This is a genomic window from Alcanivorax sp. MD8A, assembly GCF_002888555.1.
Lineage (GTDB): Bacteria > Pseudomonadota > Gammaproteobacteria > Pseudomonadales > Alcanivoracaceae > Alcanivorax.
Genome location: NZ_AQOQ01000013.1, coordinates 17,565 through 40,036 on the forward strand (window position 1 = coordinate 17,565; position 22,472 = coordinate 40,036).

Genomic DNA, 22,472 nt, shown 5'->3' on the forward strand with positions numbered 1-22,472 from the left:
CTAATAACCGCGACAGGTTGTGAAGAGGTAAACAATGGCGATTGGTGTGATCGGTCGGAAATGTGGCATGACTCGGGTCTTCACTGAAGAAGGTGTCAGTGTTCCCGTGACTGTCATCGAAGTGACCCCGAATCGGGTTGCTCAGCTCAAGACCGAAGAATCAGATGGCTATCAGGCCGTGCAGGTAACGGTGGGTGAGCGCCGTGCCAGCCGTGTGACCAAGGCTCAGGCCGGTCACTTTTCCAAGGCTGGTGTAGAAGCAGGTCGTGGCGTTTGGGAATTTCGTGCTGAAGCGGGTGAGCTGCAGCCGGGCTCCGAAGTGACCGTAGAAGGTTTTGAGGCGGGTCAGTTGATTGATGTAACTGGCACCTCCAAGGGTAAGGGTTTTGCTGGCGCCGTTAAGCGCTGGAACTTCCGTACCCAGGACGCCACCCACGGTAACTCTCTGTCCCATCGTGCTCCGGGTTCTATTGGTCAGAACCAGACCCCGGGTCGCGTATTCAAGGGCAAGAAGATGGCCGGCCATCTGGGTGCTGAGCGCGTCACCGTCCAGAACCTGGAAGTGGTTCGCGTAGACGCTGAGAAGAATCTGTTGCTGGTTAAAGGTGCGGTCCCCGGTGCTACCGGTGGTGATGTGATCGTGCGTCTGGCAGTGAAGGCGAAGGCCTGAAAGAGGAATAGAGGATGAATCTCAATACTGCCTCTGGAGGTACCGTTACCGTTTCCGAAGTCGCCTTCGGCAAGGACTTTAACGAGCCTCTGGTTCATCAGGTTGTTACTGCGTTTCTGGCTGGTGCCCGTCAGGGTTCCAAGGCACAGAAAAACCGTTCTGAAGTGAGTGGTGGTGGTCGTAAGCCATGGCGTCAGAAGGGCACTGGTCGTGCTCGTGCTGGCACCATTCGTAGCCCGATCTGGCGTGGCGGCGGCAAAACCTTTGCTGCTACCAACCGTGACCATTCCCAGAAAGTGAACCGTAAAATGTATCGTGGCGCGCTGCAGTGCATCGTGTCCGAGCTGGTTCGCCAGGAACGTCTGGTTGTTGTTGACGAGTTCACTGTTGACGCACCGAAGACCAAGGCTGTTGCTGCCAAGCTGAAAGACTTGCAGCTGAGCAACGTCCTGATCGTGACTGACAGTGTGGATGAGAACCTGTATCTGGGTTCCCGCAATCTGCCGAAGGTAGATGTGCGTGACGCTCAAGGCGTTGATCCTGTCAGCCTGATCGCTTTTGAGAAGGTGCTGATTACTGTGCCGGCTCTGAAGAAGCTTGAGGAGGCACTGGCATGAATCAAGAGCGTATCCTGACTGTGCTGCGTGCTCCGCACGTTTCCGAAAAAGCGACAGTTGCAGCTGACGAAAACGGTACCTTTGTATTCAAGGTTGCCAAAGATGCGAACAAGCTGGAAATCAAGAAAGCTGTTGAAGCTCTCTTCGAGGTGAAGGTTAAGTCTGTTCGTACCGCCAATGTGAAAGGCAAGTCCAAATTCTTCGGTCGCGTCGCTGGCAAGCGTGCTGACTGGAAGAAGGCCTATGTTTCCCTCGAGGAAGGCCAGGACATTGACTTCCTGGGCGCAGAGTAAGGAAGGGAGTAAGGAATAATGGCGATTGTAAAGTGCAAGCCGACTTCTCCGGGCCGCCGCTTTGTAGTCAAGGTGGTCAACGAAGATCTGCACAAAGGTGCTCCCTACGCGCCTCTGGTAGAAGCCAAGAGCAAGAACGGTGGTCGTAACAATAACGGCCGCATCACTACCCGTCATAAAGGCGGCGGTCACAAGCAGAAGTATCGTGTGATCGACTTCCGTCGTAACAAGGACGGTGTGGTAGGTGTTATCGAGCGTCTGGAATACGACCCGAACCGTTCCGCGCACATTGCCCTGGTCAAGTACCTGGATGGTGAGCGTCGTTACATTCTGGCTCCCAAGGGCCTGAAAGCAGAAGATCGTGTCCAGTCCGGCGAAGATGCGCCGATCAAGGTGGGCAACGCGCTTCCGCTGCGTAATATTCCGCTGGGTTCCACGGTTCACAACGTGGAAATGAAGCCTGGCAAGGGTGGTCAGATCGCTCGCTCCGCCGGTACGTCCGTGCAGGTGCTGGCGAAAGACGGTCAGTACGTAACCCTGCGTCTGCGCTCCGGCGAGATGCGCAAGGTTCACGCTGACTGCAAGGCAACCCTGGGTGAAGTATCCAACAGTGAGCACAGCTTGCGCTCACTGGGTAAAGCGGGCGCCAAGCGCTGGCGGGGTGTACGTCCCACTGTTCGTGGTGTGGCGATGAACCCGGTAGACCATCCACATGGTGGTGGTGAAGGGCGTACTTCTGGTGGTCGTCATCCGGTTACCCCTTGGGGTGTACCGACCAAGGGCCACAAGACCCGTACAAACAAGCGCACCTCCAAGATGATTGTGCGCGACCGTCGTAAGTAAGGGATAAAGAGAGGTTCAGGCTGTGCCACGTTCACTCAAAAAAGGTCCTTTTGTGGATCACCACCTGCTGAGCAAGGTGGAAGATGCGGTGGAAGCCGGCTCCCGTAAGCCGATTAAAACCTGGTCCCGTCGCTCCATGATTATTCCGGAGATGGTGGGTCTGACGATTGCTGTCCACAACGGCAAACAGCATGTGCCGGTTATTGTTACCGAGCATATGGTGGGCCACAAGCTGGGCGAGTTCGCCCTGACCCGCAACTATCGCGGGCATGTCGTGGACAAGAAGGCTAAGCGATAAGGTGACAGCCATGGCTACTGAAGTTGCAGCCCGTCTGCGCGGTGCAAGAATTTCGGCTCAGAAAGCCCGCCTCGTAGCGGACCAGGTCCGAGGCCTGGAAGTCGAGAAGGCGCTGAATCTTCTGGAATTCAGCCCCAAGAAGGCGGCAAAAATCGTTAAGAAAGTGCTGGAGTCCGCAATTGCCAACGCGGAAAACAACGACGGCGCTGACGTTGACGAGCTGAAGGTATCCACAATTTTTGTGGACGAAGGCATGACCATGAAGCGTATCCGTCCGCGCGCCAAAGGCCGCGCTGACCGGATCCTCAAGCGTACTTGCCACATTACTGTGAAAGTCTCGGAAGGTCAGGAGTAACCAGATGGGTCAGAAAGTTCATCCGGTCGGTATTCGCCTTGGCATTGTTAAAGAGCATAACTCGCTCTGGTATGCCGGACCGAAGTCTTATTCAGACTGCCTGGTTACCGACCTGCAGGTTCGTGAGTTCCTGTTCAAGCGTCTGAAGAATGCGTCTGTAAGCCGCATCAAGATTGAGCGTCCGTCCGAAAACGTTCGCATCACGATTTCTACCGCACGTCCGGGTATCGTGATCGGCAAGAAAGGCGAAGATGTCGAGCGCCTGCGTCGCGATGTCGCTGCCAAGATGGGTGTGCCTGTGCACATCAACATCGAGGAAGTGCGCAAGCCCGACCTGGATGCCCGTCTGGTAGGCGATAATATCGCTGGTCAGCTGGAGCGTCGTGTGATGTTCCGTCGCGCCATGAAGCGTGCCGTGCAGAACGCCATGAAGGCGGGTGCAGAAGGTATCAAGGTGCAGCTGTCTGGTCGTCTGGGTGGTGCTGAAATCGCACGTACCGAATGGTACCGCGAAGGCCGTGTGCCACTGCACACCCTGCGTGCCGATATCGATTACGCAGAAGTACGTGCTGAAACCACCTACGGCACCATTGGTGTGAAGGTGTGGATCTTCCGCGGCGAAGTGCTTGGTGGCATGGAGCAGGTTCAGCAGGAAGAGCAGCAGAAGCAGTCCAAGGGCGCCAAAAAGCGCGGCCGCGGTTAAAGGGTAACGAACGATGTTGCAGCCGAAGCGTACCAAATTCCGGAAAGTGATGAAGGGCCGTAACCGCGGCCTGGCACAGCGGGGCAGCAAGGTGTCTTTCGGCACCATTGGCCTGCAGGCAACCGGTCGTGGCCGCATTACCGCGCGCCAGATCGAAGCCGCTCGTCGTGCTATGACCCGTCACATCAAACGTGGCGGTAAAATCTGGATCCGGGTTTTCCCGGACAAGCCGATCACCCAGAAGCCGCTGGAAGTGCGGATGGGTAAAGGTAAAGGTTCTGTAGAGTACTGGGTTGCCCAGATTCAGCCGGGCAAGATGCTCTACGAAATGGAAGGTGTTTCTGAGGACGTTGCGCGTGAAGCGTTCCGTCTGGCCGCGGCCAAGCTGCCGGTAAGCACCCGTGTCGTAACTCGGACGGTGATGTAAGCCATGAAAGCGAGCGAGCTGAGAGAAAAGAGTGTTGAAGAGCTGCAGCAGGAGCAGATCAATCTGCTTGAGCAGCAGTTCAAGCTGCGCATGAAGTCTGCTTCCGGCCAGCTTTCCAAAACCCACGAGCTTGGGACGGTTCGCCGTAACATTGCGCGCGTTAAGACCATTCTGAGAGAGAAGCAGGGTAACTAGTCATGGCAGAGGCAAAAATGCGCCGGACCGCTACCGGCAAGGTGATCTCCAACAAGGGTGAAAAAACTATCACTGTGTTGGTAGAGCGCCGGGTTCAGCACCCGATTTACGGCAAGATCATCAAGCGTTCCACGAAGCTGATGGCGCACGATGAACAAAACCAGTGTAACGAAGGTGACCTGGTTACCATCGAGGAATGCCGGCCGATGTCCAAGCGTAAAACCTGGACGCTGGTAAATGTAGTTGAACAGGCCAACAAGGCCTGACGGACCGTTGCTGTGGCTGCCTGTAAAGGCAGAGTTGGAGAGAGTTAGCGATGATTCAGACCGAAAGCATGCTCGAAGTTGCCGATAACAGCGGCGCTCGTCGAGTACAGTGCATCAAAGTGCTGGGTGGTTCTCACCGCCGCTATGCAGGCATTGGTGACATCATCAAGGTCACAGTGAAGGAAGCAATTCCGCGCGGCCGTGTTAAGAAAGGTGATGTAATGACCGCTGTGGTAGTACGTACCCGTAAAGGTGTGCGTCGCCCGGATGGTTCTTTGATTCGTTTCGACGAAAATGCCGCGGTGTTGTTGAACAACAACAAAGCACCGATTGGTACCCGGATCTTCGGCCCGGTAACGCGCGAGCTGCGTACTGAGCAATTTATGAAGATCATCTCCCTGGCACCTGAAGTTCTGTAAAGGCGGGTGAAGGTAATGCTTAAGATCAAGCGTGATGACGAAGTCATCGTAATCGCGGGCAAGGACAAAGGTAAGCGTGGCAGCGTTCAGCAAGTACTGGACAATGGTCGCGTAATCGTTGGCGGCGTTAACATGGTGAAAAAGCATGTTAAGGCTAACCCGAACCGCGGTACTCAAGGCGGCATCGTAGAACAGGAAGCAGCTCTGCATGCCTCCAACGTTGCCATCTGGAACCCCAAGACCCAGAAAGCGGATCGTGTGGGATTCCGTTTTGAAGACGGCAAAAAAGTGCGTTTCTTCAAGTCCAACGGCGAAGCGCTGTAGGTTTAGGTGACCCATGAGTGATCTGAAAAAGATTTATCAAGACGAGATCGTAGCCAAGCTGAAAGAAGAGCTGGGCCTCGATAACATCATGGAAGTGCCGAAGATCACCAAGATCACCCTGAACATGGGTGTAGGTGAAGCTTCTGCTGACCGTAAGGCAATGGACGGTGCTGTCGCTGACATGACCGCCATTTCCGGTCAGAAGCCCCTGGTAACCAAGGCTCGTAAGTCTGTTGCCGGCTTCAAGATCCGTGAAGGTTGGCCGATCGGTTGCAAGGTAACCCTGCGCAACGATCGTATGTATGAGTTCCTGGAGCGCCTGGTTTCCATCGCGATTCCGCGTATTCGTGACTTCCGTGGTCTGAACGCGAAATCCTTCGATGGCCGTGGTAACTACTCCATGGGTCTGCGTGAGCAGATCGTGTTCCCGGAAATCGATTTCGACAAGGTCGACAAGCTGCGTGGTCTGGACATTACCATCACCACTTCAGCCAAGAATGACGACCATGCACGGGCGCTGCTGCGCGCCTTCAACTTCCCGCTGAAGGGCTAAGAGGATTTATCATGGCTAAAGAATCCATGAAAAACCGGGAAGCAAAACGCGCCAAGTTGGTAAAGCGTTTTGCCGCCAAGCGTGCAGCGCTTAAGGCGATCATCCAGGATCCCAATGCAGAACCTGAAGCAAAGTGGGATGCACAGCTTCAGCTGCAGAAGATGCCGCGCGATTCTTCCCCGGTTCGTCAGCGTAACCGCTGTCGTCTGACCGGTCGTCCGCACGGTTACTACCGCAAGTTCGGCCTCAGCCGGATCAAGCTGCGTGAAGCAGCAATGCGCGGTGATGTTCCCGGTCTGGTTAAGTCCAGCTGGTAAGCCAAGAGTTAGGTAGCGGAGCGATTGCGGCATGAGCATGCAAGATACCCTGGCGGATATGTTTACCCGTATCCGTAACGCCCAGATGGCCAAGAAAGTACAGGTTGAGATTCCTGCCTCCAAGGCAAAGGAAGCGATTGCCAAAGTACTTCTGGACGAGGGCTACATTGCTGGTTACAAGGTCAGCGATGAGAAGAAGCCGGTATTGACGGTTGATCTAAAGTATTTCGAAGGCAAGGCGGTGATCGAGAAGATCGCACGTGTAAGCCGTCCCGGTCTGCGTGTATACAAGAGCGCAGGCGAGATCCCTAAGGTTAAGGGCGGCCTGGGCGTGATGATCGTATCCACCAACCAGGGCATTATTTCTGACCGCGCAGCACGCAAAGCCAATGTTGGTGGCGAGCTGATCTGCGAAGTGTCCTAACAGAAGCGGCGTAGACGGGTTAGGTGCAGCAATGTCTAGAGTAGCAAAAAGTCCGGTAAATCTGCCGAGCGGCGTCGAGTTTAAGGTCGATGGCCAGCAAGTTACCGTAAAAGGTGGCAAAGGCAGCCTGGAGCATGAAGTTCACGAGCTGGTAGCCGTGTCTCTGGAAGAAGGTGTGGTTTCAGTGAAGCCTCACGACGAATCCCAGAAGGCGTGGGCCCTGGCCGGAACCACCCGTGCTCTGTTGAACAACATGGTGACTGGTGTGTCCGAAGGCTTTGAGCGCAAGCTCCAGCTGCTCGGCGTTGGTTACCGCGCACAGGCTCAGGGTAAGGTCCTTAACCTGACTCTCGGCTTCTCTCATCCGGTTGCTTACGAGCTGCCTGAAGGGATTACTGTCGAAACCCCGAGCCAGACAGAGATCGTTATCAAGGGCGTTGACAAGCAGCTGGTAGGTCAGGTTGCCGCCAACGTTCGGGCCTTCCGTCCGCCGGAGCCCTACAAGGGCAAAGGGGTGCGCTATGCTGATGAGCAAGTGCGCCGTAAGGAAGCCAAGAAGAAATAATCGTTGAGATTAATGCCATGAAAGACAAAAAAGTTGCACGTCTGCGCAGGGCAAAACGTACTCGTCTTAAGATTCGTGAACTGGGCGAAGTTCGTCTCTGCGTTAATCGTACTCCGCGTCATATCTATGCGCAGGTAATCTCTGCGAACGGCGGCCAGGTTCTGGCCTCCGCTAGCACTGTAGAGAAAGATCTGCGTGCTGAAGCAACCGGTAACACTGACGCAGCGGCCAAAGTTGGCCAGCTGATCGCTCAGCGTGCCAAGGAAGCGGGCATTGAGCGCGTTGCCTTTGACCGTTCCGGTTTTAAATATCACGGTCGCGTAAAGGCGCTGGCTGACGCCGCGCGTGAAAACGGGCTTGAATTCTAAGGGTGCTTGGTTATGGCGAAAGTTGATCCCAACGAAGGTCTGCAGGAAAAGCTGGTTCAGGTAAACCGGGTTGCTAAGGTTGTGAAAGGCGGCCGTATCTTCGGTTTTACCGCTCTGACCGTAGTGGGTGACGGCAAGGGTAAAGTTGGCTTCGGTCGTGGCAAGGCCCGTGAAGTGCCTGCCGCTATCCAGAAAGCCCTGGAAGCTGCCCGCCGCAACATGATTCAGGTGGAGCTGAATGGCACCACCATCCAGCACCCCATGAAGGCCCGTCACGGCGCCTCCAAGGTGTACATGCAGCCGGCCGATGAAGGTACCGGTGTGATTGCCGGCGGTGCCATGCGCGCCGTGCTGGAAGTCGCAGGCGTTCAGAACGTACTGGCCAAGTGCTATGGTTCCACCAACCCGGTAAACGTGGTTCGGGCTACTTTTAACGGCCTGAAGACCATGGCTTCTCCGGAGTCAGTGGCTGCCAAGCGTGGCAAGTCCGTCGAAGACATTCTGAACTAAGCGCAGATTACGGAATCGTTACGATGGCTGAAAAGATCAAGGTAAAGCTGGTTAAGAGCACCAACGGCCGGCTGGAAAAGCACAAGGCCTGTGTGCGTGGTCTCGGTCTGCGCCGTATCGGCCACACCGTGGAAGTTGAAGATACCCCGGCGGTACGCGGCATGATCAACAAGGTCGCGTACTTGGTACAGGTAGAGGGAGAATAAGTGATGCGTCTGAATGATCTGCATCCTGCTGAAGGTTCCCGCCCGGACGGCAAACGCGTCGGTCGCGGTATCGGTTCCGGCCTGGGCAAGACTGGTGGCCGCGGCCACAAAGGTCAGAAGTCCCGTTCCGGCGGTACTGTGAAGCCCGGTTTCGAGGGTGGTCAAATGCCGCTGCAGCGTCGTGTGCCGAAGTTCGGCTTCACGTCCAAGCTGGCAATGGGCACCGCTGAAGTCCGTCTGGCTGAGCTGGCCAAGGTAGAAGGCGACGTGATCGATCTGGCTGCCCTGAAGGCTGCCAACGTTGTGCGCCGCGACATGAAGCGCGCCAAGATTGTTCTTTCTGGCGAAATTAATCGCGCCGTTACCGTTCGTGGTGTTGCCATTACCAAAGGCGCCCGTGAAGCGGTTGAGAAGGCTGGCGGCAAAGTCGAAGAATAAGGCGACGCTCTATGGCGAAGAATCGCGCTCAGACATTGAATGGTGGCGCGCCGAAAGTAGACAGCAACGCGATGCGTGAGCTGTGGCGGCGAATCGGTTTTCTGTTGGGCGCCCTGGTGGTGTTCCGTATCGGGGCACACATCCCGGTACCGGGCATGAACCCGGAAGCGTTGCAACAGATGTTCAACAATAACCGGGACACCATTCTTGGCCTGTTTAACATGTTCTCTGGGGGCTCCCTGGAGCGCATGAGCATATTTGCTCTGGGCATTATGCCCTACATTACTGCCAGCATCGTGATTCAGCTGATGACGGCAGTGGTCCCGACTCTGGAGCAGCTCCGCAAGGAAGGTGAGCAGGGTCGACGCAAGATTACCCAGTACACCCGTTATCTGACGGTTGCACTGGGGGCAATTCAGTCCTTCGGGGTCTGTGCCGGCTTGAAGAGCCAAGGCATCACCTTGCTGCCAGAAGCGGCCACTACCATGCAGGTAGCCAGCTTCTACTTTGTGGCGGTGACCAGCCTGCTGACCGGTACCGTGTTCCTGATGTGGCTGGGTGAGCAGATTACCGAGCGCGGGATTGGCAATGGTATTTCCATGCTGATTTTCGCCTCCATCGTGGCAGGCTTGCCCGGTGCCGTGGCTCAGACTTTCGAGTCTGCCCGTACCGGTGATTTGAGCTTGATCATGATGTTGTTCGTGTTCCTAGTGGCACTGGCCGTGATTTTCGGCGTGGTGTTTGTGGAGCGCGGGCAGCGCCGTATTACGGTTAACTATGCACGACGCCAGCAAGGTCGCCGTGTGTATGCAGCGCAGCAGAGCCATCTGCCGCTGAAGGTGAACATGGCAGGGGTTATTCCCGCTATCTTTGCCAGCTCCATTCTGCTGTTTCCGGCATCGCTGACCCAATGGTTCAGTGATTCCAATCCGGATTCCTGGTGGGGCCAGGCACTGCGAAGCGTGAGTGATGCTCTGTTGCCGGGGACTCCGCTGTATATTCTGCTGTTTACCCTGTCAATCGTGTTCTTCTGCTACTTTTATACAGCGCTGGTATTCAATCCGAAGGATGTCGCTGACAACCTGAAGAAATCCGGCGCCTATATTCCGGGCATCCGCCCGGGCGAGCAGTCCGCTCGCTATATCGATACCGTAATGGGCCGTCTGACCCTGATCGGTGCGGTATACATGACGCTGGTGTGCCTGTTGCCACTGGGTCTGCAAGCAGTTGCCAATGTGCCCTTTTATCTGGGTGGCACCTCTCTGCTGATCGTTGTGGTAGTAGTCATGGACTTCTGGTCGCAAGTTAATTCGCACCTGACGTCCACCCAGTACGAGAAGTTGATGAAGAAAGCCAACCTGAAAGGGTATGGCGGCACCGGACTGGTGCGTTAACGAACGAGGCGAGTGCGATGAAAGTTCAGGCTTCTGTAAAGAAGATCTGCCGTAACTGTAAAGTGATCCGTCGTAAGGGTCGCGTCATGGTGATCTGCAGTGCCGAACCCCGGCACAAGCAGCGCCAGGGTTAAGGTTCAGTCTTCTTTTAAGTGTTTGGTTGAAATTCAGTCGGCGTAGCGCTAGACTCTGCCGCCTTTCGGCGCCTGAGAGCCTGGCGCACCCGTTTTGTGAATCGGAGATATTCGGATGGCCCGTATTGCAGGCGTTAACATCCCGGAAAATAAGCACACGGTGATTTCTCTCACCTACATCTTCGGGATCGGTCGTACCCGTGCACAGCAGATCTGTGCAGCGGCCGGTATTGAGGAAACCGCCAAGGTTCGTGACCTGAGCGGTGAGCAGCTTGACGTCATTCGTGGCGAGGTTGCCAAGTTCTCAACCGAAGGTGACCTGCGCCGGGAAATCAACATGAACATCAAGCGTCTGATGGACCTGGGCTGCTTCCGCGGCATCCGCCATCGTCGCGGCCTGCCGCTTCGCGGTCAGCGCACCAAGACCAATGCTCGGACCCGTAAAGGTCCGCGTAAACCGATTCGCAAGTAAGCTGAAACGTCAGCGGCTGGATTTGGATAGGCATTATGGCTAAGTCAAAGAAAGATAGTGGCGCACGCCGCAAGAAGGTAACGCGCAGCGTAGCGGACGGCATTGCTCACGTGCACGCTTCCTTCAACAACACCATCATCACCATCACTGACCGTCAGGGCAACGCACTGTCCTGGGCGACTTCTGGTGGTGCTGGTTTCCGTGGTTCCCGTAAAAGCACCCCGTTTGCTGCCCAGGTGGCTGCCGAAAACGCGGGTAACGCTGCCAAGGACTACGGTCTGAAGAATCTTGAAGTGCGGGTGAAGGGCCCGGGCCCGGGTCGCGAATCTTCTATTCGTGCCCTGAACGCCTGTGGTTACAAGATCACCCATATCGAGGACGTTACGCCGATTCCGCATAACGGTTGCCGTCCGCCTAAAAAGCGTCGCGTGTAACGGGAGTTAAAGCAAGATGGCAAGATACATCGGTCCCAAGTGCAAGCTTTCCCGTCGTGAAGGCACCGATCTGTACCTCAAGAGTGGTATTCGCCCTCTCGAGTCCAAGTGTAAAGCCGAGCAGGCTCCGGGCCAGGCCGCAGGTGGCCGTCGTCCAGGTCGTCTGTCCGACTACGGCGTACAGCTGCGTGAGAAGCAGAAGGTTCGTCGTACCTACGGCGTACTGGAAAAGCAGTTCCGTAGCTACTACAAAAAGGCAGCTTCTGCCAAAGGTGCAACTGGCGAAGTCCTGCTGCAGCTTCTGGAAGGGCGTCTGGATAACGTGGTTTACCGCATGGGCTTCGGCTCCACTCGCGCGGAAGCCCGTCAGCTGGTTAGCCACCGTGCTATCCTGGTGAATGGCCAGTCTGTTAACGTGGCCTCTTACCAGGTTAAGCCGGGTGACGTGATCAACGTTCGCGAGAAGTCCAAGAACCAGCTGCGCGTGAAGAACGCCATGGAACTGGCTCAGCAGCGTGGTTTCATGCCGTGGATCGAGGTAGACGAGAAGAAGCTGGAAGGGACCTTCAAGTCCAAGCCAGAGCGTATCGATCTGCCTGCCGAGATCAACGAAAACCTGATCGTCGAGCTGTACTCCAAGTAAGGACTGCCTGAGGGATCTCTATGACCGCCGTGAACGACTTTCTCACGCCCCGCTCGATCGCGGTCAACGCGATCAACCAGACCCACGCCAAAGTGGTTCTGGAACCGCTGGAGCGTGGTTTTGGCCACACTCTGGGGACTGCGCTGCGTCGCATCCTGATCTCCAGCATGCCCGGCTGCGCGATCACCGAAGTGGAGATCGAGGGCGTACAACACGAATACTCCTCCATCGAGGGTGTTCAGGAAGATGTGATCAACATCCTGCTGAACCTCAAGGGTGTAGCCCTGAAGATGGAAGACCGCGAAGAAGCCACTCTCGAGCTGGTCAAGAAAGGCCCGGGTGCGGTGACTGCGGATGACATTCAGCGTGATCACAGTGTTGAGATCGTCAACCCTGATCATCTGATCTGCACCATTACTGGCGACACCGAACTGCGTGTGAAGCTGAAAGTGCAGAAAGGTCGTGGTTATGAAGCGGCTGACGCTCGCCAGACCGACGAAGACGAGACCCGCGGTATTGGCCGTCTGCAGCTGGATGCCAGCTACAGCCCGGTACGTCGCGTGGCCTATGTCGTCGAAGCGGCGCGTGTAGAGCAGCGGACTGACCTGGACAAGCTGGTTATCGATCTGGAAACCGACGGTACCATTGATCCTGAAGAAGCGATTCGCCGTGCAGCAACCATCCTGCAGCAGCAAATCGCCGTCTTTGTCGACCTGGAACAGGATGCCAAGCCTGAGCCGAAGCAGGAGCGTGAGGAAATTGATCCCATCCTGCTGCGTCCGGTAGATGACCTGGAACTGACAGTACGTTCCGCCAACTGCCTCAAGGCTGAAAACATCTACTACATCGGTGACCTGGTACAGCGTACCGAGGTTGAGCTTCTGAAGACCCCGAACCTGGGTAAGAAGTCTCTCACCGAAATCAAGGACGTGCTGGCCTCAAAGGGCTTGTCGCTGGGTATGCGTCTCGAAAACTGGCCGCCGGTCAGCCTTCGTGACGACGACCGGCTGAACACCAAATTGCGCTAAGTTAGTTGTTGTGGACGCTGTGAAGCGCCCCTGAACATAGGAACAGAATCATGCGTCATCGCAAAAGCGGCAGAAAACTGAATCGGAACAGCTCTCATCGTCAGGCGATGTTCCGTAACATGGCTGTGTCTCTGCTGGAGCACGGAGCGATCAAGACCACCCTGCCGAAAGCCAAAGAGCTGCGTCGTGTGGCTGAGCCGCTGATCACTCTGGCTAAGGAAGACTCTGTAGCGAACCGTCGTCTGGCTTTCAACCGCACCCGTTCCAAGGAAGTGGTTGGCAAGCTGTTCAACGAGCTGGGTCCGCGTTACAAGAGCCGTCCTGGTGGCTACGTGCGTATCCTCAAGATGGGCTTCCGTGCGGGCGACAATGCACCGATGGCCTATGTTGAGCTGGTTGACCGTCCTGAGCTGGCCGAGGGCGACGCCGAGTAAGGCTTCGCACAGGTTCTCAGGATCAAAAAAACCGGGCATATTGCCCGGTTTTTTTATGTCTGTTGTTTGGCGGGCTGCCTGTACTATGCTGTTATTGGACGCAGGCAAGGCATGACGGACAGCAGGCATGGCAATCAAAGGGTTCCACGCACACGTCTATTATGACGAAGATTCCTTCACTCAGGCGGCGGCGCTGTGTCAGGCCGCGCACCAGCATTTTGATATTCCCATGGGCCATATGCACCGCAAACCGGTGGGGCCGCATCCTTGCTGGAGCTGCCAGCTGACCGTGCCCCGTCGCCTTGCTGGCGATGTCATTCCCTGGTTAATGGCCAGCCGTAACGGGCTGACAGTCTTTATTCACGGTCTTAGCGGTGATGATCTCCGTGATCATACCGAGCTGGTCATGTGGCTTGGCGAGAGTCAGCCGCTGGACTTGAGCATCTTTCAGTTTTCTGCCTGACCGGTATGGGGGAACCTCTGAGTAACGCCTTGCGCTTCAGGACGCGCTGAGCATGCAAGGCGTTATTCAGCGCTGCCTTAGCGCTGGGCAACAGCGCGTCCGCGATACATGAGCGTTTTGCCCGCTCGGTGTGGCTTGTCGCCCGTGTCTGTTTGTGTTGCCTGGTTCCCGGCGTCTATCGGTTGGCCCCGGTATCGACGAATGGGGGTGGCTGCCTCAGGGGTGACCAGCGTGTCCTCACCTTCCAGCTGAATCAATGCAAGCCGGATCTCGCCATACAAGCGCTGTAAGCCCTGAGAGCGGGTGCGCCCGGCATAGTGTGCCAGTTTCTCACGCAAGCGGGGATCGGTCAGGGAGAGTGAGTCATCGAATTCTGCACGAATCAGGCGCCGGCACTGGTTGACCAGATTGACGATGTTGTACTGCATGAGCCAACGGTGATCGCTGGTGTTATCGGCAGAGGCTGTCATCACATACTCCTTGGGCTATGGAAGGCCCAGTGGTTACCTTCGATGCATACAACAAGAGACAAAGCAGAATCCGTGCCAGCGTAATAGGGGGTTATTCGTAGGCTGTTGCCCCGACTTGGGTCGGGGCAACAAAATGAGGCGCGACTAGCGCCATCTTGGGGCGTCGCGCTGCCGCTGAAGGCAATTGGCATAGAAGGTGGTAGTGGCTGGCCAGTCAGAAAAGACGCCAATGACGCCCACTTCGCGGGCCAGCACATCAAGAAGCGTCAGCATGTCGCCGTCATTATCTATCTGTGGGCTGACACTCTGGTAGTACCAGCCACCGCCGCTGGCCAGTGGGCCAGACCGTTCCAGGGACCAGGCAATAATGTCCAGATCGGCATCCCGTGCTGCCCGGGCGTAGGTGCTGGCGACAATACGCTGATTTTTGCTGCTGACCAGCATCCAAAGTGGGGGAGCGATGATATTGACGCCATAGCCTTTCAGGGTGGCCATATCTGGCTGCCAGGTGCCAGGGTTTTGTGGGTCGAGCCCCTGGCTGTCACGTCCATCCAGATAGACGGCCTGTTTGCCGTAGTCGGGCTCTGCGTCAATCCAGTAGCGGACATCGTCGAGATTAAACGATTGAGGGTAGACATCTCTGGGGGCAACCCCGGCTTCGCGGTACTCGTCGATGAGCTGCTGGGCATAGTCCTGCTGTGAATAGTGGCCCTGCCAAGGCATTTCCACTGCCGGGGCCTTCAGCTCCGGGGTCATTTTTACGCCTAATTCCTGAAAAAGCGCGATGCTTTCCCGATGGCTCAGGAGGGTCCCGCGTTGGCGATACAGTTCCGTTCGCCAGTCGGGGGTGCCTTGCAGGTATTCGGCGACATTGGTCGCACGAGGATTGGCGCCATCCATTTTGCCCTTGAGCGTCTTGAATTGAGCAAGGGTGATGTCGCTGGTGCAGCACTGCGCTGTGGCGGGGTTGCTACCATCAAAAGGGGTGAAGGGTTGGCTGCATTGGCTGGCAAGGTCGGTTTCAAGGATATTGGTGGTCGTGTGAAGGTCGCATTGGGAGTGGCGGCACACCAGCTCCTGATCCTGGGTGAAGGCCACATCACACTCGAGAATACCGGCCCCCATACGGGCGGCGGCCCGGTAGGATTCTTCGGTATGCTCGGGAAATTGCAGCGGGGCCCCCCGGTGACCGATGGAAAAGTCATTGGGCTTCTGGGGTCGCCGTTCGGCAGCGCACGCCTGGAGCGCTTGTTTGACTGGCCCATCGTCCATGTCATTCACAAGGTAATAGGGGCGTGGGCCCAACTCAACCGTGCCTGTAGCGGGTTGGCCATGGCCGGCGCAAGCGGCGGCCGCGCCAGCCAGGCCGATAGCGGCCAGCAGTCCCTTGAGTGCCCAAATCCGTTTCATGATTAACCTCCATAGCGAGTGATGAGGGTGATCATGTTGACCGTTTATGACGTTTCGGTTGGCAGGATTATTCAGGCTGGTGACAAGCCGTGAAAATGTGATTTTCCTCTGGTTCACTGCTTGGCGAGAGCTTGTTTGCGGAGGATTTTTGCGTTGTACACAGAGCTATAGAATTCCGCGATGGTCATGCTGAGCTGTTTGGGCCTACCGTCACTAATCAGTCGCGCGGTCCAAAGTACTTTCCCGTCACTTTTCCGGATTACGGCCATATCGCTGATTGCACTGCCAAAACTGCCTGCATAACCGCTGCCTCCAGACATGGTGCTAAGGATCGCTGCTGAGGTAATCATTGTCGCTTTGGCGCCAGTTGTATGATGCCAGCCCGAAAAACGAGTGAGCAGATAACAACAACTTCCGTCTTCGTATTGTTCGAGGGGTTGAGGCAGAGAAAGGGAGTTTTGTTGCACTGGAGCTGGCAGTTCAGGTACGCCAAAGAAGGATGTCGACTCTTTTACCTGTTCCGGAGTTAAGTCGTCCGCCCAGGCGCTTGCGTAAAGTTGCGAGATGGCCTCGATGACTGGCTCATCAAGGGAGAGTGTAAGATTTTCTATTTCATAACCCTTGGCGATAAGGTCGAGCTGCTCGACTAGTAACCTCTGTCCATATCCCGGGAGCTTTGTGGTACCGGTGACCTCACCGCTGAGTGTTCTTTCTTCCATCGCAAGATCTGGGGGCAGGATGGTCATGGTGTCAAAGGACCAGTAGTCCTGTTCGCTAATATCCTGAGCGGGAAATGTGCGCAGGCAATGGTCCGCGTAACAATTAAAATTCTCCCCCAGATTCTGAAGTCTTGAGCATGCACTGAGGAAGATAGCCAAGGTAAGAATCTTGGCTGTCCGGGCGAATAATTGCATTTTTATTGGCCTATCATGGATTTCAGAAAACGCCCGGTATGACTGCCTTTCACTTTGGCGACCTCTTCCGGGGTGCCCTCGGCGATGATTTCGCCGCCACCGTCCCCGCCTTCCGGCCCCAGGTCGACAATCCAGTCTGCGGTCTTGATGACGTCCAGGTTATGTTCGATCACTGCCACGGTGTTGCCGTGGTCTGCCAGACGGTTGAGGACGTCCAGCAATAGCTGGATGTCCTGGAAGTGCAGGCCAGTGGTGGGCTCATCGAGGATATAGAGGGTGCTGCCGGTGTCCCGGCGGGACAGCTCCTTGGCGAGTTTGACACGCTGTGCTTCGCCGCCTGACAAGGTGGTGGCGGCCTGTCCCAGCTTGATGTAACTGAGCCCCACGTCCATCAGGGTCTGCAGCTTGCGAGCCAGGGACGGGACGGCATCGAAAAACTCGCGTCCTTCCTCGATGGTGAGCTCCAGTACCTCAAAGATGTTCTTGCCCTTGTAGGTGATCTCCAGGGTCTCGCGGTTATAGCGTTTGCCTTCACAGACTTCGCAGGGTACGTAGATATCCGGCAGGAAGTGCATTTCCACCTTGATGACCCCGTCGCCCTGACAGGCTTCGCAGCGGCCCCCTTTGACGTTGAAGCTGAAGCGACCGGGTTTGTAGCCACGGGCGCGGGCTTCCTGGGTGCCCGCAAACAGGTCGCGAACCGGTGTGAAGATGCCGGTGTAGGTCGCCGGGTTGGAGCGCGGCGTACGGCCGATGGGGCTCTGATCAATATCGACGACCTTGTCGAAGTGCTCCAACCCTTCGATGGAGTCGTAGGGGGATGCCTTCAGGGTGGTGGCCTTGTTCAGTCGGGTGGCCGCCAGCGGATAGAGGGTGCTGTTGATCAGGGTCGATTTGCCAGAGCCGGACACGCCGGTAATACAGGTCAGCAGGCCCACGGGAATGTTCAGGGGGTGCCCCTTGAGGTTGTTGCCGGTGGCGCCGTGAAGGGTCAGCCACTGGTCATCCTGATTCTGGCGACGCTGCTCCGGCACGGCAATTTGCTTGCGTCCGGACAGGTAATCACCGGTCAGGGAGGCTGGGTTGTCGGCCACCTCCTGGGCAGTCCCCTGGGCCACTACGCTGCCACCATGGACCCCGGCACCGGGGCCGATATCAATGACGTGGTCAGCCAGCCGGATGGCATCTTCGTCGTGTTCCACCACCAGCACGGTATTGCCCAGATCCCGTAGTCGGGTAAGGGTGTTGAGCAGTCGTTCATTGTCTCGCTGATGCAGGCCGATGGAGGGCTCGTCGAGTACGTACATGACGCCCACCAGGCCCGCCCCGATCTGGCTGGCCAACCGGATACGTTGCGCCTCACCACCGGACAGGGTCTCCGCGCTGCGTTCCAGTGTCAGGTATTCCAGCCCCACGTTCACCAGGAACTGTAGGCGGTCACGGATTTCCTTGAGAATCTTGTCGGCAATCTCGCCTTTGCTGCCGGGCAGGTTCAGCTCGCTGAAGTAGCTGTGCGCCTTGCCGACGGCCAGGCGTACCACGTCCGGCAGAGTGGTCTGCTCGATAAAGACATGCCGTGCGGCTTCACGCAACCGGGAGCCATTACAGCTGGGGCAGCTGGACGTGGACATGTAATTGAGCAGGTCTTCACGGACGGCATCGGATTCTGTTTCCCGGTAACGGCGCTCCATGTTGGGGATGATCCCCTCGAAGGGATGGTTGCGCTTGATGATGTCGCCGCGGTCGTTGAGGTAGCGAAACTCGATGCTTTCCTTGCCGGTGCCGTAAAGGATTTTCTTGCGGACGGTTTTGTCCAGTGACTCAAAGGGCACGTCCATGTCGAAGCCGATGCTCTGGGACAGGGAGTTGAGCATCTGGAAGTAATAGACGTTGCGGCGGTCCCAGCCACGGATGGCACCTTCCGACAGGGACAATTCCGCCGAGTTGATCACCTTGTCCTCGTCGAAGAACTGCTTCATGCCCAGCCCGTCACAGCTGGGACAGGCGCCGGCCGGGTTATTGAACGAGAACAGTCGTGGCTCCAGTTCAGGAATGGAGTAGCCGCAATGGGAGCAGGCGAATTTGGCAGAGAATGTGATCTCTTCGCCTTCTTCCCCCTCCATGGGGGCAATGATGGCAATGTCATCGGCCAGATTCAGGGCGGTTTCGAAGGATTCCGCCAGCCGGTTCTGCAGGTCGCCGCGTACCTTGAAACGGTCCACCACCACTTCGATGGTGTGTTTCTTGTTCTTTTCCAGGTCGGGCGTGTCATCCATGTCGTAGATGCGGCCATCCACGCGTACGCGGATAAAGCCCTGGGCCCGCAGTTCTTCAAACAGGTGCAGGTGCTCACCTTTCTTTTCGCGAATCACCGGCGCCAGCAGCATCAGTTTGCTGCCTTCTTCCATGTCCAGAACCTGGTCCACCATCTGGCTGATGGTCTGGGCGGCCAGCGGGCTGTCGTGTTCCGGGCAGCGGGGCTCGCCGACACGTGCAAACAGCAGCCTGAGGTAATCGTAGATTTCGGTGATGGTGCCCACGGTGGAGCGCGGGTTGTGGCTGGTGGATTTCTGCTCGATGGAAATGGCCGGGCTAAGCCCCTCGATGTGGTCCACATCGGGTTTTTCCATCATCGACAGAAACTGACGGGCGTAGGTGGAAAGGGACTCCACGTAACGGCGCTGGCCCTCGGCATAGAGGGTGTCGAAGGCCAGAGAGGATTTGCCAGACCCGGACAGACCGGTAATTACCACCAGCTTGTCCCGGGGGATATCCAGGTCCACGTTTTTCAGGTTATGGGTGCGTGCGCCACGAACCAGAATGGTATCCATCAACTGCCCCTGAGTACTGTCAAAATGAACAGGGCAGTATAGGCGAAATACTGTGAAGGGGAAAAGAAAGAAGCCGCTTGCACGCAACACGCGTCACGCAGGCACGGCAAGGGCGCGCGTGCTGCGTGAGGCGGAAGGGGTTAGAGGTTTTCCTGGGCCCAGTTCACCGCCTGCAGGCGGTTGGAGGCGTTGATCTTCTTGAAGATGTTGTAGATGTGAGTCTTGATGGTGTGCGGGCTCAGGTTGAGGCTGCTGGCGATTTCCGAGTTCTTGGCACCAGTGGCCATGACCTTGAGCACTTCCACTTCGCGATCAGTGAGGTTCACTTCACTGCGCGAGAAGGTCTTGTTGAAGGTGCGGCTCTTCATCAGGTAAGCCTGCAGCACCGCACGGGGGAACCACAGCTCGCCATCAAAGATGGCCTTGATGCCTTTGCTAAGCAGAGCCTGTGGGCAGTCGTGCTGGAAGCCGCCGTTGACCATGGGCAGGCCGGCCAGCTTGGACAGGGATTCGTCTGTATCCACATTGAAGACGGCGATCAGAACGTCGTTTTCGACTTCCTGATCGGCTTCCAGCAGGTGGGCAATCACCTCGTTCACGTCCACGCTGTGGTAGTCCACCAGAAACAGGCTCTGGTCAAATTCCTGCAGGGTCGCCACGGTGATGTCGCTCACCGAAGGGATGGATCGTGCAGCGATCTCTTCTTTTACCAGGAATTCGGTGAGCAAGGCATTCTGCAATTGCTGGCTGCCTACTACGTAAACCTGCTGGCTGTGTTGTTGGGTGTTCATTGGCCCGTCCATGACTGTTGGGAGTGGCGCCCCGGGACATCGTGTCCGGGTAGCGACTCCCTAGGCAGATGCCTAAGAAAAAAAACTGATCAGCATGTGAATTTATCACCGCTTTGACGGGGGTTCAATTTGCTGATGCCGGTTCCTTACGGGTTTTACTGATTTCACGATCAAAGGTAGCCGCAAGGGCGGGGATTGGGCATCCCCTCAGCTGCAGCGAATCTGATACACTGCCTGACCTTTTGTCGATAGACGGCCCGCAAGCCTGCCCGGTGAGGAGTACCAGCGTTACATGACGGCACCTGCTTCCCCTGTTCCTGATGCATTACAGCGCACGGAACTGAAGACCACCGGGTATCTGGCCACCATTTTTGCCTTGCGCATGTTCGGGTTGTTCATGATCCTGCCGATCTTTGCTGTGTATGGGCAGCGGCTGGAAGGGGCAACCCCTTTGCTGATCGGTACCGCGATTGGTGCCTACGGCTTGATGCAGGCGTTGCTGCAGATCCCCTTTGGCATGTTGTCTGACCGCTTTGGTCGACGCCCGTTATTGCTGGTGGGCTTGCTGTTGTTCATTGCCGGTGGGGCGGTGGCGGCGTTGAGCGACCACATTGCGGGCGTGATTGCCGGGCGGGCCTTGCAGGGGGCCGGGGCGATTGCCAGCGTGATCATGGCCCTGATCGGGGACGTGGTGAGCGACCGGCACCGGACCCGGGCCATGGCGCTGATCGGCATGTCTGTCGGCGGCTCTTTCATTCTGGCCTTGATACTGGGGCCATTGCTGGCCTCCTGGTTGGGGCTCTCCGGGCTGTTCTGGATGACCTCGGTGCTGGGCATCTTTGCGTTTTTCGTGGCCATGGTCGTGCCGGCGCCCCGGGCGCTGCAGGGCGAGGCTCTGCCGGCGGGGGAGCGCTTCCGTCGCGTACTTGGCAGTAAGACATTGCTGCGATTTGATGTGGGCATTTTCAGTCTTCATCTGATCATGACCGCCTCTTTCGTGGTGGTGCCGGCCCTGTTGAGCGAGCGTCTTGGCATGGGGTTGCGCAGTCACAGCCTGCTCTACCTCGGGGTGCTGGTGGCAGGGTTTTTGGCCATGGTGCCCTTGATTATCCGTGCAGAACGGCGTGGCGCCATGCCGGTCAAGCGTTTGGCAGTGATCCTGCTGGCCCTGTCGCAGCTGTTGCTGGCGCTTGCCGGGGCGGCTGTCTGGCACTTTGTGGTCGCGTTGCTGGTCTTCTTTGCGGCCTTCAACCTGTTGGAAGCGCTGCTTCCCTCTCTGGTGGGACGGGCCGCGCCGGCAGGTACCCGGGGCACGGCCATGGGGGTCTATTCCACCAGCCAGTTCTTTGGCGTGTTTGTGGGGGGGCAGCTCGGGGGCGCCATGTACCAGTGGTGGGGCGCCGCCGCCGTATTCTACGGTTGCATGGTGCTGGCGTTGGTCTGGTTGCTGGTGCTGGCAGGCATGCAAGAGCCGGCCAAACTGGATAATCGGGTGCTGCGTCTGCAGCCAGGACAGGACAGCAAGCTGCTGGCCAGTCAGTTGCAGGAGGTGCCCGGCGTAGTGGAGACCGTGATTGTGGAAGAGCAGGGGCTGGCGTTGTTGAAAGTGAATGCCCGCGAGCTGGATGAGGCCCGCCTAGAAGGGCTCGCCGGTATCGCTCAAAGCTGACACAATGGCGGTTTTGCTGCCAGCAGCAAGCACATAATGATTGATTACTGACCTTCAGAGTCACGGAGAGAGACATGGCGCGCGGCGTTAACAAGGTAATTTTGATTGGCAACCTGGGGGCAGACCCGGAAACCCGTTTCATGCCCAGCGGCGGTGCGGTGACCAATGTACGGCTCGCCACCAGCGAAAGCTGGAAAGACCGTCAGACCGGCCAGATGCAGGAGCGTACTGAATGGCACCGGGTGGTGTTCTTCAACAAGCTCGGTGAGATTGCTGGCGAGTACCTGAAGAAAGGTTCCAAGGTTTATATCGAAGGGGCTATCCGTACCCGTAAGTGGCAGGGCCAGGATGGACAGGATCGTTACACCACCGAGATCGTGGCCAGTGAGATGCAGATGCTGGACGGCCGGGGTGAAGGTGGCGGTCAGGGTGGCGGAGGCTTTGCGCCACAGGGCAACCAGGGTGGTTATCAGAACCAGGGCGACAACTTTGGCGGTGGTAATGCTCCGCAACAAGGTGGCAGCGCGAATCAGGGGGGCGGATTCAGCGGCCCCGCGGATGACTTCGACGACGATATCCCGTTCTAAGGGCGCC

Annotated in this window: 35 protein-coding genes; 30 read left to right on the top strand and 5 right to left on the bottom strand. The window is 57.0% G+C overall.

From position 1 onward, the window contains the following. The first annotated feature begins 34 nt into the window (after nt 1-34). The 28 genes from rplC (at nt 35) to A15D_RS08735 (ending at nt 13,793) form a co-directional block, all read left to right on the top strand. Nucleotides 35-670, top strand: coding sequence for a 50S ribosomal protein L3 (rplC, locus tag A15D_RS08600; RefSeq protein WP_022986496.1), 636 nt, complete (start codon nt 35-37; stop codon nt 668-670). Nucleotides 671-684: 14 nt separating this feature from the next. Next, a complete protein-coding gene (rplD, locus tag A15D_RS08605) occupies nt 685-1,287 on the top strand; it encodes a 50S ribosomal protein L4 (RefSeq protein ID WP_022986495.1) in 603 nt (200 codons plus the stop codon). Then, nucleotides 1,284-1,580: a 50S ribosomal protein L23 gene (rplW, locus tag A15D_RS08610; protein WP_022986494.1), complete on the top strand. Its 297-nt coding sequence runs from the start codon at nt 1,284-1,286 to the stop codon at nt 1,578-1,580. The genes rplD and rplW overlap by 4 nt, the downstream gene beginning before the upstream one ends. Nucleotides 1,581-1,598: 18 nt before the next feature. Then, nucleotides 1,599-2,423, top strand: coding sequence for a 50S ribosomal protein L2 (gene rplB, locus A15D_RS08615; RefSeq protein ID WP_102791600.1), 825 nt, complete (start codon nt 1,599-1,601; stop codon nt 2,421-2,423). 22 nt (nt 2,424-2,445) lie between these two features. Further along, the gene (rpsS, locus tag A15D_RS08620) at nt 2,446-2,721 is read left to right on the top strand and encodes a 30S ribosomal protein S19 (RefSeq protein ID WP_102791601.1); all 276 of its coding nucleotides are present in this window, start codon (nt 2,446-2,448) and stop codon (nt 2,719-2,721) included. Nucleotides 2,722-2,731: 10 nt separating this feature from the next. Continuing rightward, nucleotides 2,732-3,076 (top strand): 50S ribosomal protein L22, encoded by a 345-nt coding sequence (gene rplV / locus A15D_RS08625; protein ID WP_022986491.1) that lies wholly within the window; start codon nt 2,732-2,734, stop codon nt 3,074-3,076. Between the two features lie 4 nt (nt 3,077-3,080). Beyond that, nucleotides 3,081-3,779, top strand: a complete 699-nt coding sequence (rpsC, locus tag A15D_RS08630; protein WP_022986490.1) for a 30S ribosomal protein S3 — start codon at nt 3,081-3,083, stop codon at nt 3,777-3,779. A gap of 13 nt (nt 3,780-3,792) precedes the next feature. Beyond that, on the top strand, nt 3,793-4,206 hold the full coding sequence (gene rplP / locus A15D_RS08635) for a 50S ribosomal protein L16 (RefSeq protein ID WP_022986489.1): 414 nt from the start codon (nt 3,793-3,795) through the stop codon (nt 4,204-4,206). Nucleotides 4,207-4,209: 3 nt separating this feature from the next. Then, complete coding sequence (gene rpmC / locus A15D_RS08640; RefSeq protein ID WP_022986488.1) at nt 4,210-4,401, top strand: 50S ribosomal protein L29; 192 nt, start codon at nt 4,210-4,212, stop codon at nt 4,399-4,401. Nucleotides 4,402-4,403: 2 nt separating this feature from the next. Next, nucleotides 4,404-4,667 (top strand): 30S ribosomal protein S17, encoded by a 264-nt coding sequence (gene rpsQ / locus A15D_RS08645; protein WP_022986487.1) that lies wholly within the window; start codon nt 4,404-4,406, stop codon nt 4,665-4,667. A 50-nt stretch (nt 4,668-4,717) separates the two neighbouring features. Further along, entirely contained in the window at nt 4,718-5,086 is a 369-nt protein-coding gene (rplN, locus tag A15D_RS08650; protein WP_022986486.1) for a 50S ribosomal protein L14, read from the top strand. A gap of 15 nt (nt 5,087-5,101) precedes the next feature. Beyond that, entirely contained in the window at nt 5,102-5,410 is a 309-nt protein-coding gene (rplX, locus tag A15D_RS08655) for a 50S ribosomal protein L24 (RefSeq protein ID WP_102791602.1), read from the top strand. 13 nt (nt 5,411-5,423) lie between these two features. Beyond that, the gene (gene rplE / locus A15D_RS08660) at nt 5,424-5,963 is read left to right on the top strand and encodes a 50S ribosomal protein L5 (RefSeq protein WP_102791603.1); all 540 of its coding nucleotides are present in this window, start codon (nt 5,424-5,426) and stop codon (nt 5,961-5,963) included. Nucleotides 5,964-5,974: 11 nt separating this feature from the next. Then, nucleotides 5,975-6,280, top strand: a complete 306-nt coding sequence (gene rpsN / locus A15D_RS08665; protein WP_022986483.1) for a 30S ribosomal protein S14 — start codon at nt 5,975-5,977, stop codon at nt 6,278-6,280. Between the two features lie 31 nt (nt 6,281-6,311). Next, nucleotides 6,312-6,704: a 30S ribosomal protein S8 gene (rpsH, locus tag A15D_RS08670; protein ID WP_022986482.1), complete on the top strand. Its 393-nt coding sequence runs from the start codon at nt 6,312-6,314 to the stop codon at nt 6,702-6,704. Nucleotides 6,705-6,735: 31 nt separating this feature from the next. After that, a complete protein-coding gene (gene rplF, locus A15D_RS08675) occupies nt 6,736-7,269 on the top strand; it encodes a 50S ribosomal protein L6 (protein WP_022986481.1) in 534 nt (177 codons plus the stop codon). A gap of 17 nt (nt 7,270-7,286) precedes the next feature. Beyond that, entirely contained in the window at nt 7,287-7,637 is a 351-nt protein-coding gene (gene rplR / locus A15D_RS08680; protein WP_022986480.1) for a 50S ribosomal protein L18, read from the top strand. A 12-nt stretch (nt 7,638-7,649) separates the two neighbouring features. Next, nucleotides 7,650-8,147 (top strand): 30S ribosomal protein S5, encoded by a 498-nt coding sequence (gene rpsE, locus A15D_RS08685; RefSeq protein WP_022986479.1) that lies wholly within the window; start codon nt 7,650-7,652, stop codon nt 8,145-8,147. 23 nt (nt 8,148-8,170) lie between these two features. Continuing rightward, on the top strand, nt 8,171-8,353 hold the full coding sequence (gene rpmD, locus A15D_RS08690; protein WP_102791604.1) for a 50S ribosomal protein L30: 183 nt from the start codon (nt 8,171-8,173) through the stop codon (nt 8,351-8,353). Between the two features lie 3 nt (nt 8,354-8,356). Next, nucleotides 8,357-8,791 (top strand): 50S ribosomal protein L15, encoded by a 435-nt coding sequence (rplO, locus tag A15D_RS08695; RefSeq protein WP_022986477.1) that lies wholly within the window; start codon nt 8,357-8,359, stop codon nt 8,789-8,791. Between the two features lie 11 nt (nt 8,792-8,802). Beyond that, nucleotides 8,803-10,185 (top strand): preprotein translocase subunit SecY, encoded by a 1,383-nt coding sequence (gene secY / locus A15D_RS08700; RefSeq protein WP_102791605.1) that lies wholly within the window; start codon nt 8,803-8,805, stop codon nt 10,183-10,185. Between the two features lie 17 nt (nt 10,186-10,202). Next, nucleotides 10,203-10,319, top strand: coding sequence for a 50S ribosomal protein L36 (gene rpmJ, locus A15D_RS08705; RefSeq protein WP_008928865.1), 117 nt, complete (start codon nt 10,203-10,205; stop codon nt 10,317-10,319). A 115-nt stretch (nt 10,320-10,434) separates the two neighbouring features. After that, a complete protein-coding gene (gene rpsM, locus A15D_RS08710; RefSeq protein WP_022986475.1) occupies nt 10,435-10,791 on the top strand; it encodes a 30S ribosomal protein S13 in 357 nt (118 codons plus the stop codon). Nucleotides 10,792-10,826: 35 nt separating this feature from the next. Then, nucleotides 10,827-11,225, top strand: coding sequence for a 30S ribosomal protein S11 (rpsK, locus tag A15D_RS08715; protein WP_102791606.1), 399 nt, complete (start codon nt 10,827-10,829; stop codon nt 11,223-11,225). Nucleotides 11,226-11,241: 16 nt separating this feature from the next. Beyond that, nucleotides 11,242-11,868, top strand: a complete 627-nt coding sequence (gene rpsD, locus A15D_RS08720) for a 30S ribosomal protein S4 (protein ID WP_102791607.1) — start codon at nt 11,242-11,244, stop codon at nt 11,866-11,868. Between the two features lie 20 nt (nt 11,869-11,888). Further along, complete coding sequence (rpoA, locus tag A15D_RS08725; RefSeq protein WP_022986472.1) at nt 11,889-12,896, top strand: DNA-directed RNA polymerase subunit alpha; 1,008 nt, start codon at nt 11,889-11,891, stop codon at nt 12,894-12,896. 50 nt (nt 12,897-12,946) lie between these two features. Further along, a complete protein-coding gene (gene rplQ, locus A15D_RS08730) occupies nt 12,947-13,330 on the top strand; it encodes a 50S ribosomal protein L17 (protein WP_022986471.1) in 384 nt (127 codons plus the stop codon). A 127-nt stretch (nt 13,331-13,457) separates the two neighbouring features. Further along, on the top strand, nt 13,458-13,793 hold the full coding sequence (locus tag A15D_RS08735; RefSeq protein ID WP_102791608.1) for a DOPA 4,5-dioxygenase family protein: 336 nt from the start codon (nt 13,458-13,460) through the stop codon (nt 13,791-13,793). A gap of 77 nt (nt 13,794-13,870) precedes the next feature. Here the strand turns inward: A15D_RS08735 and A15D_RS08740 are convergent, their stop codons facing one another. The 5 genes from A15D_RS08740 to A15D_RS08760 all read right to left on the bottom strand — a co-directional run bounded on the left by A15D_RS08740 (nt 13,871) and on the right by A15D_RS08760 (nt 20,209). Continuing rightward, nucleotides 13,871-14,263 (bottom strand): hypothetical protein, encoded by a 393-nt coding sequence (locus A15D_RS08740; protein ID WP_102791609.1) that lies wholly within the window; start codon nt 14,261-14,263, stop codon nt 13,871-13,873. Between the two features lie 144 nt (nt 14,264-14,407). Then, nucleotides 14,408-15,673: a glycerophosphodiester phosphodiesterase family protein gene (locus tag A15D_RS08745; RefSeq protein WP_102791610.1), complete on the bottom strand. Its 1,266-nt coding sequence runs from the start codon at nt 15,671-15,673 to the stop codon at nt 14,408-14,410. A gap of 113 nt (nt 15,674-15,786) precedes the next feature. Further along, nucleotides 15,787-16,587, bottom strand: a complete 801-nt coding sequence (locus tag A15D_RS08750; protein WP_102791611.1) for a hypothetical protein — start codon at nt 16,585-16,587, stop codon at nt 15,787-15,789. A gap of 2 nt (nt 16,588-16,589) precedes the next feature. Further along, nucleotides 16,590-19,418 (bottom strand): excinuclease ABC subunit UvrA, encoded by a 2,829-nt coding sequence (uvrA, locus tag A15D_RS08755; RefSeq protein ID WP_102791612.1) that lies wholly within the window; start codon nt 19,416-19,418, stop codon nt 16,590-16,592. 140 nt (nt 19,419-19,558) lie between these two features. Further along, complete coding sequence (locus A15D_RS08760; RefSeq protein WP_102791613.1) at nt 19,559-20,209, bottom strand: response regulator transcription factor; 651 nt, start codon at nt 20,207-20,209, stop codon at nt 19,559-19,561. Between the two features lie 292 nt (nt 20,210-20,501). On the opposite strand from A15D_RS08760, the gene A15D_RS08765 reads away from it, so the two are divergent. Further along, nucleotides 20,502-21,878 carry an MFS transporter gene (locus tag A15D_RS08765; protein ID WP_102791614.1) on the top strand — a complete coding sequence of 459 codons (1,377 nt, stop codon included), beginning with the start codon at nt 20,502-20,504 and terminating at the stop codon, nt 21,876-21,878. A 74-nt stretch (nt 21,879-21,952) separates the two neighbouring features. Then, entirely contained in the window at nt 21,953-22,465 is a 513-nt protein-coding gene (gene ssb / locus A15D_RS08770) for a single-stranded DNA-binding protein (protein WP_102791615.1), read from the top strand. Nucleotides 22,466-22,472 lie beyond the last annotated feature (7 nt).

What these genes read in the sequence shown, in the direction of transcription:
- rplC (WP_022986496.1), top strand. Translation starts at nt 35, where the DNA reads ATGGCGATTGGTGTGATCGGTCGGAAATGTGGCATGACTCGGGTCTTC.
- rplD (WP_022986495.1), top strand. Translation starts at nt 685, where the DNA reads ATGAATCTCAATACTGCCTCTGGAGGTACCGTTACCGTTTCCGAAGTC.
- rplW (WP_022986494.1), top strand. Translation starts at nt 1,284, where the DNA reads ATGAATCAAGAGCGTATCCTGACTGTGCTGCGTGCTCCGCACGTTTCC.
- rplB (WP_102791600.1), top strand. Translation starts at nt 1,599, where the DNA reads ATGGCGATTGTAAAGTGCAAGCCGACTTCTCCGGGCCGCCGCTTTGTA.
- rplV (WP_022986491.1), top strand. Translation starts at nt 2,732, where the DNA reads ATGGCTACTGAAGTTGCAGCCCGTCTGCGCGGTGCAAGAATTTCGGCT.
- rpsC (WP_022986490.1), top strand. Translation starts at nt 3,081, where the DNA reads ATGGGTCAGAAAGTTCATCCGGTCGGTATTCGCCTTGGCATTGTTAAA.
- rplP (WP_022986489.1), top strand. Translation starts at nt 3,793, where the DNA reads ATGTTGCAGCCGAAGCGTACCAAATTCCGGAAAGTGATGAAGGGCCGT.
- rpmC (WP_022986488.1), top strand. Translation starts at nt 4,210, where the DNA reads ATGAAAGCGAGCGAGCTGAGAGAAAAGAGTGTTGAAGAGCTGCAGCAG.
- rpsQ (WP_022986487.1), top strand. Translation starts at nt 4,404, where the DNA reads ATGGCAGAGGCAAAAATGCGCCGGACCGCTACCGGCAAGGTGATCTCC.
- rplN (WP_022986486.1), top strand. Translation starts at nt 4,718, where the DNA reads ATGATTCAGACCGAAAGCATGCTCGAAGTTGCCGATAACAGCGGCGCT.
- rplX (WP_102791602.1), top strand. Translation starts at nt 5,102, where the DNA reads ATGCTTAAGATCAAGCGTGATGACGAAGTCATCGTAATCGCGGGCAAG.
- rplE (WP_102791603.1), top strand. Translation starts at nt 5,424, where the DNA reads ATGAGTGATCTGAAAAAGATTTATCAAGACGAGATCGTAGCCAAGCTG.
- rpsN (WP_022986483.1), top strand. Translation starts at nt 5,975, where the DNA reads ATGGCTAAAGAATCCATGAAAAACCGGGAAGCAAAACGCGCCAAGTTG.
- rpsH (WP_022986482.1), top strand. Translation starts at nt 6,312, where the DNA reads ATGAGCATGCAAGATACCCTGGCGGATATGTTTACCCGTATCCGTAAC.
- rplF (WP_022986481.1), top strand. Translation starts at nt 6,736, where the DNA reads ATGTCTAGAGTAGCAAAAAGTCCGGTAAATCTGCCGAGCGGCGTCGAG.
- rplR (WP_022986480.1), top strand. Translation starts at nt 7,287, where the DNA reads ATGAAAGACAAAAAAGTTGCACGTCTGCGCAGGGCAAAACGTACTCGT.
- rpsE (WP_022986479.1), top strand. Translation starts at nt 7,650, where the DNA reads ATGGCGAAAGTTGATCCCAACGAAGGTCTGCAGGAAAAGCTGGTTCAG.
- rpmD (WP_102791604.1), top strand. Translation starts at nt 8,171, where the DNA reads ATGGCTGAAAAGATCAAGGTAAAGCTGGTTAAGAGCACCAACGGCCGG.
- rplO (WP_022986477.1), top strand. Translation starts at nt 8,357, where the DNA reads ATGCGTCTGAATGATCTGCATCCTGCTGAAGGTTCCCGCCCGGACGGC.
- secY (WP_102791605.1), top strand. Translation starts at nt 8,803, where the DNA reads ATGGCGAAGAATCGCGCTCAGACATTGAATGGTGGCGCGCCGAAAGTA.
- rpmJ (WP_008928865.1), top strand. Translation starts at nt 10,203, where the DNA reads ATGAAAGTTCAGGCTTCTGTAAAGAAGATCTGCCGTAACTGTAAAGTG.
- rpsM (WP_022986475.1), top strand. Translation starts at nt 10,435, where the DNA reads ATGGCCCGTATTGCAGGCGTTAACATCCCGGAAAATAAGCACACGGTG.
- rpsK (WP_102791606.1), top strand. Translation starts at nt 10,827, where the DNA reads ATGGCTAAGTCAAAGAAAGATAGTGGCGCACGCCGCAAGAAGGTAACG.
- rpsD (WP_102791607.1), top strand. Translation starts at nt 11,242, where the DNA reads ATGGCAAGATACATCGGTCCCAAGTGCAAGCTTTCCCGTCGTGAAGGC.
- rpoA (WP_022986472.1), top strand. Translation starts at nt 11,889, where the DNA reads ATGACCGCCGTGAACGACTTTCTCACGCCCCGCTCGATCGCGGTCAAC.
- rplQ (WP_022986471.1), top strand. Translation starts at nt 12,947, where the DNA reads ATGCGTCATCGCAAAAGCGGCAGAAAACTGAATCGGAACAGCTCTCAT.
- A15D_RS08735 (WP_102791608.1), top strand. Translation starts at nt 13,458, where the DNA reads ATGGCAATCAAAGGGTTCCACGCACACGTCTATTATGACGAAGATTCC.
- A15D_RS08740 (WP_102791609.1), bottom strand. Translation starts at nt 14,263, where the DNA reads ATGACAGCCTCTGCCGATAACACCAGCGATCACCGTTGGCTCATGCAG.
- A15D_RS08745 (WP_102791610.1), bottom strand. Translation starts at nt 15,673, where the DNA reads ATGAAACGGATTTGGGCACTCAAGGGACTGCTGGCCGCTATCGGCCTG.
- A15D_RS08750 (WP_102791611.1), bottom strand. Translation starts at nt 16,587, where the DNA reads ATGCAATTATTCGCCCGGACAGCCAAGATTCTTACCTTGGCTATCTTC.
- uvrA (WP_102791612.1), bottom strand. Translation starts at nt 19,418, where the DNA reads ATGGATACCATTCTGGTTCGTGGCGCACGCACCCATAACCTGAAAAAC.
- A15D_RS08760 (WP_102791613.1), bottom strand. Translation starts at nt 20,209, where the DNA reads ATGAACACCCAACAACACAGCCAGCAGGTTTACGTAGTAGGCAGCCAG.
- A15D_RS08765 (WP_102791614.1), top strand. Translation starts at nt 20,502, where the DNA reads ATGACGGCACCTGCTTCCCCTGTTCCTGATGCATTACAGCGCACGGAA.
- ssb (WP_102791615.1), top strand. Translation starts at nt 21,953, where the DNA reads ATGGCGCGCGGCGTTAACAAGGTAATTTTGATTGGCAACCTGGGGGCA.